The following is a 16,429-nucleotide window of genomic DNA, read 5'->3' on the forward strand; positions in this document are numbered from 1 at the left end:
GATAGCTTCACAGCTTTTGAATGGCTGAGCCGTGAGTTTCCGGGTACACTTCAATCGTTTCTTCTGTCTGTTCCGCTTCATCATTCGTTTCGTTTGCCATTTTCATCATCACTAGCTGCTTCAGCGGTCCCCCGAGCAGCAATTCCAAAGCTTCCATTGCTTCAGGGGCTTCAATTGAGCCTATGCCTGCCTGAGCCATTCTCTTCTGGTAATCCGGTGATGAAACAACACCAATGCTTCCCCAATAACTCCAATTCATCACGGCTACTGTACAAGGCCATACTTGAGAAAGCCGTTGTGCAAAAGCATCCTTAAAACTGCAGCCCGCAGCGTAGTTGCTTTGTCCGGAAGCTCTTGCAAACGATTGTACGGAAGAGAAAAACAAAACAAAATCCAGTGGTTCATGCCGGAAAACTTGGGCCATTCGCACGCTTACATCAACTTTTGCAGCAAGAACGTTTCTGAAACATTCCTCACTCATATTCATCAGGCTTCGGTCTTGTAAGACAATCGCAGAATGAATGACACCGTTGATTTCTCGATGCGTTTGTTTCATTGTTTCATACGCGCGTTCAAATTCCTCTCGGTTAGCCGCATCTGCTTGAATGTAATACGGGGCTGGCCCTAGACGTGCAAGTCTGTCCAGCTTGCTTTGAATGGCTGCATCCTTTTTCCTTCTGCCAATCCAAACGATCTGCGCCTGATATGTTCTGATCATATATTCACTCCACGCCTCACCAATACCTCCAGCTCCGCCTATGACAACATAAACGCCTCCGTGCTTATACTTCGTGTGCACCGGTTGATTGTTGTGTACTGGAATTAGACGAAGCTTATGCCAGACCTTGTCTCGATAGGCCCACGTATTCCCTTCTTGATCGGCAGGCAAGGAAAGGAGTTGAGATAACGGCAGATCTTCGTATTTTTTAACATCGATCAGCTTTGTCTGCCAATTTGGATATTCTTTTGACATTGAACCGATCAGGCCGTGTACCCCGGCATCGACCGGGTCGACAATATCATGCTGATCAACATATTGTGTATTCACCGTCACGACCGTCCAGCTTATCTCCTTCTGTCCATAGCCTAAAGAGAGCATTGCCTTAATGAGCCTATACATTTGAATGACGCCTTGATCTTGGGCTTCAATCATTTCATCGCCGACTTCGCACTCTGTCACACGAGAAGGAGACATCCACACGATGTGGTCAAACGATCCGAGTGCTTCAAGCTGGCCTGCAATTCTATGAATTGATGCGTTCGGCTCAATGGACAGCTCCTTGGCAAACGGGATCTGCCTTTGAACAGCTTTTCTGCTGTTGTCATCCCCTCCGAGGATGACAACACGCTCATCAGCAGGCGAAATGATCCTCTTCTCCAGCTGCACTCGATCCCATATCGGCGCCATAAGAAGCGCTCCGTTAAGAGTTGCTTTGGAGTTTCCTAGTGATGTCGGCCCGTCTGGCGGTTGTATGCCTTCTTCCAGCAGCCTTGAGGTAATCCCCTTGATTCTTACACACACTCGGCCTTGTTCATCACACAAATCAATATCCAGTCTCTGTATTTTGTCCTCATTAGGACGAGATGTCACAGACACCCACATTTTATTTGTACACGGGCTGAATATTTCTAGCTCTTGCAGCGCAAAAGGCAGAGAAAGCTGCTCGTCACCGGAATTCAGCTTTAGCCCGATCGACGCTTGTAAAGCAGAATCGGCCATACTTGGATGAAGAACGAATTCATTCAGTGTGTGAGTTACACCAGCAGGCAGAGAAAGCTCTGCCAAGGCTTGATTGCGGCCGATGTAAAGCCGATCTATCCCTTGAAAACCAGGTCCGTAGTCAATGCCGATCGCCTTAAACAATTCATAACACTGGTCGTGTGAGAGTGTGCTTAAACTGCATTGATCTTGAAGCACGCTGATATCCTGGACTGGAATGTCTCCTGCCCCACGGATTGAAGCACTGCCTTGACAATGTATCTTTCGATCATTGTGTGCAGCCTCTGTATAGACGTTAAAAGCAATCTCGCCGTCCTGCTGGGGATTTAGACTGATATCCACTTGCACAGGCTGGCCGTCCGCCACAATCGGCTGCACCCACACAACATTTTTGATGTGAATAACAGATTGTTGATCTTCGGTTCTTCTCACTGCTCTTGTAACGGCAGCATGAACCATCTCAAGATATGCCACGCCCGGCATAACCGGTTTTCCCTTCACCTTATGATCGGCGAAAAAGAACTCAGCACCTGTAAAGGCCGAGCTGAAACGCTGCTCTGACAAATCAGATGTGTTGACATGTATCAATGGATGCAAAGCTGCTGATTCGACTGTTTTTAAAGCTGTTTGATGGGCGGCTGCCTCCTCTTTCGTATCCGTTATCCAGTATCGTTCTTTCGCAAATGGATAGGTAGGGAGGCTGATGCGTTTCGGCTGTTTGCCGTCATACAGTTTACTCCAGCCTATTTCCATGCCTTTTACCCATAAATCAAGCAGTCTTTCATATATGTGAGGCTCCCAGCTATTGTTGAGCGTATTCTGTACTTCGTCATCTGATCTCAATGTTTGTGCGATACCTTTTTCCGCTCTGCCTCTGTACATGTATTTCGCATTGGTGCCCCCTTCTATAAAGAGGTTCAGTTTTTCCAGCAAGTCCCCAGTCGAGACAGCGATGATCCCTAATCTCTCCTCCATTGCATCACGCCCCTCTTGGAGTGTATAAGCAATATCAGTGAGTTCACGAGCAGTGATAGATCGCTTGCTGATAAAGTCTGCTAATTGCCGGGCTTGGTCTTTCAGACGATCTTCATCCTTTGCCGACAAAATAAAGATGCCCGGGTGCTGTGCTGTCACAGCTGGTGCTGTTGCAGGATGGGTTGTTTCTTTCGGAATATATTCCTCGATGACCACGTGGGCATTGACGCCGCCTATCCCGAACGAACTGATGCCTGCGCGGCGCGGCAGCTCTCGGCCGGCTTCATCCCGAAGCGCCTGCCACTCTCTCGATTCCTGCACAATATAAAACGGGCTGTCATCCAGTCTGATATATGGATTAACAGTTTCACTGTACAGACTTTTGACAAGCGTTTTATGCTTGAGCTGCAATAACACTTTAATGACACCCGCCACACCGGCCGCCAGCGATAAGTGACCGATGTTTGTTTTCGCTGATCCAAGTCCGCAATGGCTGCCATGAACAGCCGGGTCCCCCGTTTTTTCATACAGCTCTTTAAATGCCGCTTTTAAGCCGTTGATTTCTACTGGATCGCCCAGCTCGGTTCCAGTCCCATGCGCTTCAATATAAGTTACGGTTCTTGGATCAATTCCCGCTTTTTCATATGCTGTTTTTACGACATCCGCCTGAGCTTTCGGATTAGGAGTCGTTAGAGAATTTGCGCGGCCACCGTGGTTTACCGCACTTCCTTTAATGACACCGTAAATATGATCACCGTCTCGTTCAGCCGCTGTCAGCTTTTTCAGAAAGAGAATGCCGGCACCTTCACTGACTGCGAATCCATCGGCTTTGTCAGAAAATGTTTTGCATCTTCCTTCTTTGCTCAGCGCCCCGGCCTTATCATAGGCGATATGGCCTTGCGGAGTTACGACCGTGTTGACCCCTCCCGCAATCGCCATTTCACAGTTTCCATTTTCAATGGCGCAAACCGCATGATGAATGGCGACCAAAGAGCTTGAGCACGCAGTGTCGATCGGTTCACTCGGTCCATGAATGTTCAGGAAATAACTGACTCTATTCGGTCCTGCAGAAGGACTCATATTCGCAGCAACTGAGCCTTCGATGTCTACATTTGACAGAAGTGAACTATACCCTGTGTTTCCTGTCCCGATGAAGATGCCCGTTTTGGTTCCTGCCAGGCTTCTCGCTGAGTGTCCCGCTTCTTCTACCGCCTTCCACGCATAGGTCATTAACAGGCGCTGCTGAGGCTCCATCTGCTCAGCCTCCAGCGGAGATATGCCGAAGAACAATGGATCAAAGTCAGCTACTTCATCAATAAAACCGCCCCATTTGACGTTTGTTTTATTCGCTTCTTTCAGAGGGTCTCCGTAATACTCCTGCCAATCCCAGCGGTCTTTTGGAACCTCTGTAATACAATCTGCGCCCGATGACAGGTTCTTCCAATATTCCTCAACGTCTTTTGCCTTTGGGAAAACGCCGCTCATCCCAACAATCGCAATAGGCTCAGGCTTGTGATCAGCTTCCTTTTGCATTGGTGTTACCGAAGGTTTTACAAAGCGGTTTTCAGTCGAAAACGTCATATTTTTTATATTCTGTTCGACAGGCTGCATCAGCACCCCAGCTTTGGCAGGCGTTTGAGCTGTAAAAGCATTTGGATATTCTTCTGACAGATACCCTGCAAATGCATAAACAGTTGCGTGCTCAAAGAAGATCGTAGGCGTAAGATCCAGCTTGTACTTCTCATTCAGTGTATTTGCGAATTCAGTTAACGTAATCGAATCAAATCCATATTGATTAAACTCCATGTCCGGGTCAATCTCTTCAGGTTTGATTTTGAGCAATTGAGAGATTGTTTGCTTTAAAACTTCTTGAATGTGATCGAACATATTCCCTTGATCCATTCTTGCTTCAGATGTCACCGGTACTTGCACTGTTTTCATTGGTACATCATCAGAAGACGGCTTTTGAGTCAGCTTTTCCCTCATCATGTCTTTGAATCCTTCCATGACGATGACTTGATCTTTGCCAAATGCCAAACCTTTATACAGCGCTTGAATGCCGGTCTCGGTCCGCATTGGAGTCACACCTGTGTTTTTCAACGTCATGTTTTCAATTTCTTTATTCGCGCGCATGCCGCCTTCTTTCCAGAGCGGCCAATTGATTGACAACGTTTGTCCGTGCCTGTACATGGCGGTTACAAGCGCATTTCGATAAGCAGCATAACTGTCCATAAATGCATTAGCCATTGCATAATCGGCCTGTCCCGCGCTGCCGGCAACACTTGATATTGAAGAAAAGAGGATAAAGAAATCTAACGCAAGATGCTCGGTTGCCTCATCCACATTCACAAGCCCTTTCACCTTAGGAGCGAGAACTTGTGTCAGCTCTTCATTGGTTTTGCTCATAAGATAGTTATCTTTAATCAGCCCAGCGCTGTGAATGACACCATTCAAGTCTTCGTAATCAGACGTAATGCTTGTGATAAGCTTGGAGGCTGCTTCCGTTTGTGTCACGTCAACCTGCCTGTATTCTGCGCGAGCCCCTAATTGCTGAAGTTCGTTAAGCTCCGCCTGCTGATCCGCATTCAACGCGGATCTGCCTGTCAGAATGAGCACAGGCTGTTCGGCTTGGCGAGCAATCTCTTTTGCAAAAATAAACCCAAGTCCTCCTGCGCCGCCCGTGATGAGGTAAACACCTTTATCTCTCCACGGCATGCTTATTTCCCGATCATCTATTTGCATTTCATCCAGATCATTGATGTACCGTTTGCCTTTTTCATATTTGATGTGCTGATCTTCTGTGTGCCTTTTATTCTCTTTCAGTTTTTCTATTACACTTTCAATATTTTCATGTGAATCGATTTCAATCGTCTGGCCGATTAGTTTTTTATTCTCCATACCGGCGGTTTTAAGGAGCGCCGATAGCCCTGAGAATGAGTACTGCTTTCTTTGTGCAGAGGTAAGCAGCTGGATCAGAACATTGCCCTGAGGTCTGCTTTTGAGAAGACCCTGGACCGTCTCAAGCGCTTGTTCGGCATAATCTTGGAACCTCTCTGCAAGTCCTTCGCGGAATGACTCCAAAACGATGCATTCCGCTCCTGTCAATCTTGATTCAATGCGATCTTTTGAGAGGCCATTCATGTCGCAAAGCATGACAATGTGCCGTTCGTAATGAGGCTCAGGACTTTCTTTTTTAAAATCCTTAGGCACCCATTTTTCTTCAAACATCAGGGTTTCCAGCGTTTGATCAGATTCCGCCGATCCAGAGCCGCCTTCCGCTGCTCTGAAAGATAATCCTTTCATCCGTACGCAAACATTGCCGCTCTCATCTAAAACATCAATATCGCGCTTTTGCACCTTATCAGTTGCCTTGCTGCCTTGGCTGTATCTTGCGTAGACCCACATTTCTGACGAACATGCTCCGAAGACTTCAAGCTCCTGGACCGCAAAAGGCAGTGTCAGCTGGTTATCCCCGGCGCCTGTCAAAATGCTTGACGCTTGCAAAGCAGAATCCATCAGCCCAGGGTGCATTTTGTATTGGCTGAGCGTATCTGCAGCTGACGGATGCAATGACAATTTTGCCAAAACAAATTGTTCAGCTGTATAGATTTTTTTCACTCCGCGATAAGCAGGACCATATTCAAATCCAATCATTCGATAGGTGTCGTATACTTCGTTTACGCTGAAATGGCTTTCCTGACACTGCTCCCGCAGAGATTGCAAATCAACCGCCGGCAGATTTCCAGCAGGATTCAATACCGCGCTGCCTTGACTGTAGACGATTGACTGTTCGCCAGTAACGTCTGAATGACCATAGATTTCATAAGAGATCTCACCATTTTTTCCCGGTAAAAGCCTAATGTGTACTTGCTGCGGCTGATCCTCTACAACAATAGGCCGCACCCACACCGCATTCTTTAGCTTTATGGTGCGCGGTACACCTTGTACCTCTGCGGCCTGCTCAACAGCTGCCCGCGCCAATTCAAGATGAGCCACTCCCGGCAAAATCCGTTGGCCTTTCACAACATGATCAGCAAGGAAAAACTCTTCTCCCGTATAAATAGAGCTAAACCTTTGTTCCGAAAGATTCGATGTGTTTTGATGCATTAATGGATGCAGCACGGCTCCGCCAAGGCGGGAGGCTGCTTGATTTGCTTCAATGCTGCTACTTTTTTCAATATGATCAGAGATCCAATAACGGTCTTTTGCGAAAGGATACGTCGGCAAGCTGATGCGCTTTGGCAGATTCTCGCCATACAATTTCGTCCAGTCTACATCAAGCCCCTTTACCCATAATTCAAGCAATTTTGCATACTTTCCCCGTTCCATCCATTTCTCGATGGCTTCTTGAATCTCTTCGTCCTCTGTCAGCATTTGGAGTGTGCCTTTATCAATCCTGCCTTTAAATACATCCTCCACACCGCTTTTGCCTGCTGCAAAGTCTTTTAACTTTTGCTGTACATCCTCAATGGAACCGGAAATAATCCCGAGACGTTCTTCCATCGCATCCCGTCCGGCTTGCAGTGTATAAGCGATTCGGGCGAGATTTACGTCACTATATGTTTGTTTATCAAGCGCATCTGCCAGCTGCTGTGCATGTTCTTTTAGCCGCGCTTCATTTTTAGCCGATAAAACGAAGATACCCGGATGTTCCGGCGTGATGGATGGTATATTCTCATCGGATGCTTCCGGAATATATTCCTCGATAATCACGTGGGCGTTTACCCCGCCGATTCCAAATGAACTGATACCTGCCCGTCGAGGAAGCTCTTCTCCCCGTTCATTTTTCAGCGCTTTCCATTCTTCCGTTTCCCGTACGATATAGAACGGACTGTTTTTCAGCTGAATGTATGGATTCACGTTTTCGCAATGCAGACTTTTCACTAAGGTTTTATGCTTAAGCTGCAATAATATTTTAATAACTCCTGCTGCACCGGCTGCCAGCGATAAGTGGCCGATGTTTGTCTTTACAGACCCTAATCCGCAGTAAGGATTGGCTGATGTGTCTCCTTCATTTACACCCAATGCTTTAAAAGCTGATTTCAAACCGTTAATTTCAACCGGGTCTCCAAGCTCCGTCCCGGTTCCGTGGGCTTCAATGTAGGTCACGGTTTTCGGATCGATTCCCGCTTTTTGATATGCCGATTGAATAACATCTGCCTGCGCCTTCGGATTGGGAGTCGTTAAAGAGGCTGCACGGCCGCCGTGATTGATTGCACTGCCTTTTATGACTCCGTAAATGTGGTCTCCCGCTTCTTCAGCCGCTTTTAATTTTTTCAGGAACAGTATGCCGGCACCTTCCCCATGCGCAAAACCATCGGCTTGATCTGAAAACGTCTTGCATTTTCCTTCTTTGCTCAGTGCTCCCGCCTTATCAAAGCTGATATACACCTCAGGAAGGATAATCGTATTTACACCGCCGGCTAATGCCATGTCACAAGTGCCTTCCTCAATTGAAGAGATGGCATGGTGGATCGCCACCAGTGAACTTGAGCACGCTGTATCAATCGATTCGCTCGGCCCGTGCAGATTAAGGAAATAACTGACCCGGTTCGGACCGACCGATGGGCTCGTATTGGCTGCCGCTGATCCTTCTATTGCCGAATTCGCTTTAAATAGAAGAGAGCTGTATCCTGTATTTCCCGTTCCGATGAAGACGCCGGTCTTTGTGCCTGACAACCTTTTCGCCGAATATCCTGCATCTTCGATCGCTTTCCAGGCGTAAGTCAGCAGTAAGCGCTGCTGAGGTTCCATTTGTTCAGCTTCACGCGGGGAAATGCCAAAGAATAATGGATCAAAATCTGCAATACCGTCAATAAAACCGCCCCATTTCACGTTCGTTTTATTGACTTCCTTCGCCGGATCACCTTCATATTCACGCCAATCCCAGCGATCTTTCGGGATTTCCGTCATGCAGTCTTTGCCCTCTTTTAAGATGTTCCAGTACGCCTCAACGTCTTTCGCCATAGGGAAAATCCCGCTTATGCCCACAATGGCAATTGGCTCAGGCCCAGCATCGCTCTGTATGGCGTTTGGCAGCGTGACTTGCTGCTTTCTGCGTCTTTTAGCTTTGGCACGCACGACTTGTTCCTGTTTCGCAGCAGGCTGAAGCTGAGCCGATGCAGCGCGCACAGCAAATGTCTTCGCAAATACCGATTGATATTCTTCTGACAAATGCTTGCCAAACGCATGAATCGTCGGGTGGTCAAAAAATACGGTTGGCGTCAGCTCTAACTGATAGGCGCGATTGATATGGTTGGTGAATTCAGTCATGGAGATAGAATCAAAACCATACACCGTCATCTCGGCATGATCATCAATCGTTTCAAGCTTGACCTTTAACAGCTTGGCGATCTCTCGCTTTAACATCGCCTTTACTTTATCCAGCAAACTGTCTGCATCAATGCTATTTATTTGTTCAGTCATGTGTTCTGCTTCCTTCTTTTCCATAGGTGCTGAGGCGTTTTTGGCCAGCATGTTTTGTTTTATTTTCTGCACATCGCCTTCGATCACCATTACTTGGTTTGCCTCTGAATGAAGTGCTTGATATAATGCCTGAATTCCTTTTTCCGCCCTCATAGGAACAATACCGGCAAGTTGCACAAGCCTTTTCTCAGTTTCTTGATCGACCTGCATGCCTCCATCTCTCCATAAAGGCCAGTTTACAGAAAGCGTCTGCCCATGCCGCTGGCTGAGGTCGGCAAGCCTATTTCGATAGCCTGCATACATATCCATAAATACATTGGCTGCCGCATAGTCAGACTGACCAATGCTCCCTAAACTTCCTGAAAGAGATGAAAAGAGAATAAAGAAGTCTAAAGGCAAATCCTTACTCGCTTCGTCTAGATAAACAAGCCCTTTTACTTTAGGCGCCAGTACATCGTGCAGATCTTTTGCCTGTTTATTAACCAGGTAGCTGTCCTTGATGATTCCGGCACTATGAAGAATACCGTTCAGACGGCCATATCTTTTTTGAATGTCGTCAATGAGCTGATAGACTTCAATTTTATTGGTAACATCTGTTTGCCGGTAGGTGATGTCAGCCCCCTTGCTATGAAGCTCTTTCAGCTTTTTGCTTTTGCTTTCGCTAAGAGGTGAGCGGCCCGCCAGAATGACTGTCGCATTTTTCGTTTGTTCCGCAATTTCCTTTGCAAAAATATGACCTAGTCCGCCGGCACCTCCTGTAATGAGATAAACGCCATTGTCTTTCCACGGTTTGCTGCCGTCTCCTTTTGCCTGTTTGATTTCACGCCAATCAGCAATATACCGTGTCCCGTTTTGATATTTGACATATGAATCGCCGCTCATTTGATTTTCTAACAGTTTGCCAGCAATGCTTTCTCCACTTTCTTCACTGCTGACTTCAATCATTTGGCCGGTTAGTTTGGCATTCTCCTGCTCAGCAGTTTTCAGCAGTCCTGTCAATCCTGAAAACAACTGCTGTTCTCCTTCTGTAGAGGTTACGACCTGAACGAGAATGCCGTCTTCCGGTTTCGTACGAATGATCTCTTGTACCTTTTTAAACACTTGTTCTGCATAAGAATGGAAACGCCCATCTACTGAAGAAGGCCTTGCTTCCAGGCTGTATACATGGACATCCTCGATGGCTGCTTCAATTTGTTTTCTCGTCTCATTGTCATATTCACAGAGGAACACGAGATGCTCTGCATATTTTTTTGCAGCTAAGCTGTCAGCAGCCTTTTGTTCTTGCCAAACGGGCTGAAGCAATAAAGTTTCAGTGTTGATTTTTGATGGTTCGGTTTGTATATCTGCCTCCATCACTCTCGTCGAAAATCCTTTCAGCCGCACGCAGATCATGCCATGCTCATCACATAGGTGAATATCGACTTTCTGTATCAAATCTCCTGGTTTGTTTTTCGAGTTGAATTGAACATAAACCCACATGTCAGAAACGCACTGACGAAAGACCTCAAGTTCCTCCAGGGCAAATGGCAGTGCTGCCTTAAAGTCTTCAGTGTCTGAAAGTTCCGCTCTGACGACATTTTGCAAATATTCAGCCGCCTGTAACGCCCCGTCCATTACACTTGGATGAAGAACATAATCGCCCAACGTATGTGCAACAGATTCTGGCAGTGATAATTTGGCAAGCAGCTGGCCGTCGCCTTTATATACGGCCTCTACACTCTTGTAACCTGGACCGTAATCGGCGCCGATCATCCCTTCATAAAACGAGGCAGCATCCATTTTGCTTTGATCACATTGTTTCTTGATCTTAGAAAGATCCAGTGCTTTTTCTCGCTTTAACTGAATCAATTCCGCTTTACCTTGGTTATATACAACTGGTTCTGCATCAGCGGATTCCGGATCACCATACATCCGATAAGCAATATGTCCGCCATCTTCATCGTAAAGTCCGATATTTACCTGAACCGGCTCACTTCCTGCTACAACCGGGCGAACCCACACGACATTTTTCAGCCTGATTCCAGTTTCATGATCCTCCAATCCGCCAATTCCTTGTTCTATAGCGGCTCTTGCCATTTCAAGCGTGACCGCCGCCGGCAAAATCGCCATGCCTTTAATGATATGCTCGGCAATAAAATACTCTTGTCCTGTGAAAATGGAGCTGAAACGCTGCTCTGACAGAACCGATGTATTATGGTGCACCAAAGGATGCAAACGAGATGGTTCAATTGTTGTGATAGCGCCGGTGCTGCTTTCAGGCCAGTATCGTTCTTCGGCAAAAGGGTATGTCGGCAAGCTGATGCGGCGTGGCTTTATATTTGGATAGAGCCTGCGCCATTCAACGTGAAAGCCATTTGCCCACATCTCGGCAAGCTTTCTCAATTCTTCTTTTGATATCCGCGATGAAGCCATATCATCTGCTTCAGCATTTCCAAGCAGCTGTTCAGCGGATGTCATTCTCGTTTTTTCTCCTTGAATACAGCCTTCTGCGAGCGGCTTTCCAGTCACAAAAGCTTCCAGCTGATGTTTCCACTCTTCCAGATCGTTCACTATAAAAACGATCCTGTTATCCATTGCTTCACGGCCGACTTGGAAGGTATATGCAATATCTCTTAAAGAGAAATGCCTTTGCTCGTCTTGTCTGATATAGGACAGCATTTCCTTCGCGTATACTTGGAGCCGTTCACTATTTTTAGCTGATATAGGAATGATGTAAGGCTGATTGCCTTCGTTTTCGGTACCTGCATCAGAAATGTTTTCATATTGCTCAAATATTGCATGGGCGTTAGTTCCGCCAAGGCCGAATGAGCTCAGAGCCGCCCGATGGACACCTGCGTGTTTCTCTAACGATTTTCGTTCACGGACAACATAAAAAGGAGAGCTTTCAAACTTTATATCCGGATTCGGCTCCGTACAATTGATGGTCGGTGCAAGTTCATTATGGTATAAACTCATCGCAACTTTAATGCATCCGGCTAACCCCGCAGCTGTATCCAAATGGCCGATATTCGTTTTTACTGAACCAATTCCGCAAAATTGTGTTTTGTCGGTGTATTGCTTGTACACTTTATTTAGCGCAGACATCTCAATAGGATCGCCTAATTTCGTTCCCGTACCGTGTGCTTCAATATAACTGACCGTTTCAGGATGGATCTTGGTTGTATCCAATACATGCTGTATCACTTCTGTTTGGCCTTTTACACTAGGCGCATAGAAGCCTGCCTTCTCTGCCCCATCATTATTGATGCCTATTCCGCGCATAATGGCATAAATATGGTCTCCGTCTTTTACGGCATCCACAGCTTTTTTCAGCAGGATGACTGCTACGCCTTCACCTCCGGCCATTCCGTCCGCCGAAGCATCGAACGCCTTTACATGCCCGTCGCTTGAAAAATTCAACCCGTTTTGGTGCACGTAGCCGATCGCTGATTGTGCGTGCAATGTTGCGCCTCCGACAAGCGCATATTGTGATTCGCCCGATGTCAGGCTTTTGTATGCTTGATATAAACCGACTAGTGATGAAGAACAGTTAGAATGAACAAAATAGCTTGGCCCTTTTAATCCGAGCTTATGTGAGATCATTGTGGGAATGGTTCCGCTTTGGGCTAAAACCCATGAGACATAGCCATCCGGTGATTCATGTCCTTCTGTTGTCTCCTTCGGCAATAACGTTCTATATGAATTGCTGCTTGCAGACATATATACACTTGTTGCCGGAATCTCCTTAGCCACATATCCTGCATCTTCAATCGCTTTCCAGGAGTGCAGCAATAAGAGGCGGAGCTGAGGGTCCATATACTCAGCATCTTTTGGCGAAATTTGAAAGAAACCGGGATCGAATAAGTCTTTCCCTTCGATCACAGATTGCACCGGCACATAGTCAGGATGCTGTATCAATTCTTCGGGAACTCCATTTGCGCGAAGCTCTTCTTCAGAAAAGAATCGTATGCTTTCTTTGCCTTCTTTGATGTGGTTCCAGAAGTCATGATGATTTTTCGCACCCGGGAACTGGCAAGATATCCCCACAATCGCAACACTGTCGTCAAAATAAGGAGGAATCTTCTGTTCTAGGTGTTTTCTATCTTTTTTGATATCATAATGATCTTCATTTTGTGTCCCGGCTAGATCTGAGTTTTTCATCTCCAAAATGTATTCACTGATTGCACGGATCGTGGAATACTCAAACAGCTCAGTAACATGAAACTCACAATCGAATTCTTTTTTGATTCGTTCAGCCACAGCTACAGCCAGAAGCGAATCGCCGCCCGCATCGAAAAATCCGTCTTCCGGCCCAAATCCGCTGACCTTGAGCGTTTCCTCCCAAATGCGCAGCACCTGATCCTCTATTTCCGTTAATTGCAAGTGATTTGGTTTCCTTCTGTTGAACACGATTTCGCGTTTTTCTAATTCTTTACGGTTCACTTTTCCGCTGGGCGATAATGGAAGCTCATCTAAGCGGATAAAGTGTGAAGGTATCATATATTCCGGCAGACTCGATTTAAGATGAAGGCGCAAATCTTTTGGATTGGCAGAGGCATGTCCGCTTTCCTCTGTATAATAAGCAGCGAGCTGTTGATGGCCCTCCAGCTGCTTCACCACTACCGCCTGATCTAAAATGCCCGGAAATTCACTCAGCTTTGTTTCTATTGCGCCCAGCTCGACGCGAAAACCGCGTATTTTGACTTGGCTATCAATCCGTCCCAAGTATTCTAAGTTGCCGTCAGGAAGCCACCTTGCTGAATCACCCGATTGATATAGCTTCGTCCCTGGTTCAAAGGGATTATCAATAAATTTTTCAGCCGTAAGCCCCGGCTTTTTAAAGTAGCCTCTTGCCAAACCGGCTCCAGCGATGCAAAGCTCACCAGGATTTCCGATCGGGACAGGCTTTAAATGCTGGTCCACAATGTAAATTTTCGTGTTGGAGACAGGCTTTCCAATCGGTGTATGGTGACTTGCGATATCTCCTTTTCCGCATCCGAAATACGCAGCGTAAATGGAGGCTTCCGTCGGTCCGTATATATTTTCAACACGGCAGTTTGTAAAGAGTGATACCGCCTTTTTCACTAATTCTTTAGGGAAGGCTTCACCTGCAACCATCATATACTTCAGCGGACCATCCTCTGTGAATCGTTTGTTGTCTTTCGCCATTTCTAAAAAAACATGCAGCATGGCCGGCACAAAATTAATGTGAGTCACTTTATATGTTTCAATATAATCCATGCAAAGCTGCGGTGATTTCTCCCCATTAGGCGGAAGAATCACAAGACGGCCGTCTCCAATAAACCATCCGAATAATTCTGAGATCGATACATCAAACACATAGTTCGTCTTCAATAAATATGCATCCTCAGCCGTTACAGGATAGTGAGATTCAAGAAAATTCAGGGTATTCATAATGCTCCGATGCTCTACCATAACCCCTTTAGGCTCTCCAGTGCTTCCCGATGTATAAATAATATAAGCGAGGTGTTCCGGTTTTACTTCCCGCTTTAAACCGCTGCTTTGCTGGTCTGTATAACCGTTTCGGCAAGCTAACTCGATATTGATCGCTTTTACATGGCTGCCAGTTAATCCGCTGATCCTATCATGAACGTTAGGTTGGGTGAGGACAATGGATGCCTGACTGTCTTTGAGCATGTACTCTAATCGTTCTTGCGGAAAACTTGGATCTAACGGCACATACGCTCCGCCAGCTTTCAGTATTCCTAAAATTCCGATGATCATATCAAACGAACGCTCTGCACAAATGCCAACGGGCTGTTCAGGTCCAACACCCTGATGTTGAAGGTAGACTGCCACAGATGTGCTTTTTTCATCTACTTCTTTATATGTAAGTGATCTGTCTTCAAACATGACAGCAACCGCATCAGGGATTTGTTTCGCTTTTTCCTCAAACACCTCATGTATACACTTGTCATTTGCGATGTTTGTCCCTGTCGCATTCCATTGTTCCAGCAAACTAGTTTGTTCTTGATTTAATTGCAAAGAGTAAGCTTCAAGCGGCAAAGACGGGTCCTCCATCATGTGCTGCGCGAGCTTCATATAGTTCTCCATCATGCTTTCAATGGAGGACAGTTCGTACAAATCAGGGTTGTACAGAAGATGAAGCACTGTTTCATTTTCTTGCTCATATATTTCGAGCGCCAGCTCAAATTCACCCTCTTGCCGAATGTCTTCAATATATTCGATGCCAAGCGTTTGATACGGTTCGAGCACTTTTTGCAAACCTGTTGCCTGAAAAAAATTTTGGTACAGAAAGGCTGTTTGAAAAACCGGAGAATCCGCGGCCGAGCGGTCTACATTCAGCTCTCTTACCAATGCAGGGAACGGAAACGCCGCATGATCCAGACCGTCAGCCACTGTCAGCTGCAGTTCCCGAATAAATGCTGTTAATGGCTGAGATCCGATATTCTTGCTCCGAACAGCCATCATATTGATAAAATAACCGATTAGGGTTTCAAATCTGTCTTCTTGCCGACCCATTGTCGGAACGCCAACAATGATATCCTTTTGTTTTGTATAATGATGCAGCAGTACTTTGTAAATGGAGAGAAACACAACCGATTCATTCACATGATTGGTGCGGGCAAACGATTTAATTTGATTTCTCAGGTGATGGGGGAGCAAGCTTTTATAAGCTTGCCCCTTGAATTTTCGTGCTGAAGACCGCGGACGGTCAGCAGGCAAATCAAGAACTGGCAGACTCCCAGACAACTGTTCTTTCCAGTAAGCGAGATGCTCTTCCCCTTCTCTGCCAGTCAGCATCCGTTTTTCCCAATCGACAAAATCGTAATAATCAGCTGTTGATGGCTGCTGCAAGGGTTCAATCCCATTCAGCAATTGTTGATACGCTTCGAATAGCGCCGATATCAATGTCAGCATCGACACACCATCAAATATGATATGGTGAATTGTTATAAGAACAATGCATTCTTCTAACCGATGAAAAAGGTGTGTGCGCCATAACGGACCAGCTTCCAACTGGAAAGGTTCTTTTGCTTTTTCTTTTAGAAAAGGCAAAATATCTGCTGATTTCATTGCTGATATATCCTCTTCCACAAAATAAAGATCCTTTGATAACTGAACCGATTGAAATGGAATGCCATTTTCTTCTTGAATCACACTGGCTAAGACCGGATATTGTCTCTGTACAAACAGAAGGGCTTTCTTGAACGTCACTGCATGTATTGGTTTGCTGAAGCGAAAGCATAAAGGAATGTTATATGCACTCATCCCAGGAGACATTTTTTGAAGCATCCACAGCCCTTTTTGCCCTTCTGAAAGCGGGCTTTTCAACTGCCGCTTCAT

Annotated in this window: 1 protein-coding gene; it reads right to left on the bottom strand. The window is 46.1% G+C overall.

What is annotated here, in order from left to right:
- Positions 1 to 7: 7 nt before the first annotated feature.
- Complete coding sequence (locus tag SB658_RS06125) at positions 8 to 16,429, bottom strand: non-ribosomal peptide synthetase (RefSeq protein WP_144500804.1); 16,422 nt, start codon at positions 16,427 to 16,429, stop codon at positions 8 to 10.

This window comes from Bacillus sp. SIMBA_008, from assembly GCF_046535495.1.
Lineage (GTDB): Bacteria > Bacillota > Bacilli > Bacillales > Bacillaceae > Bacillus > Bacillus subtilis.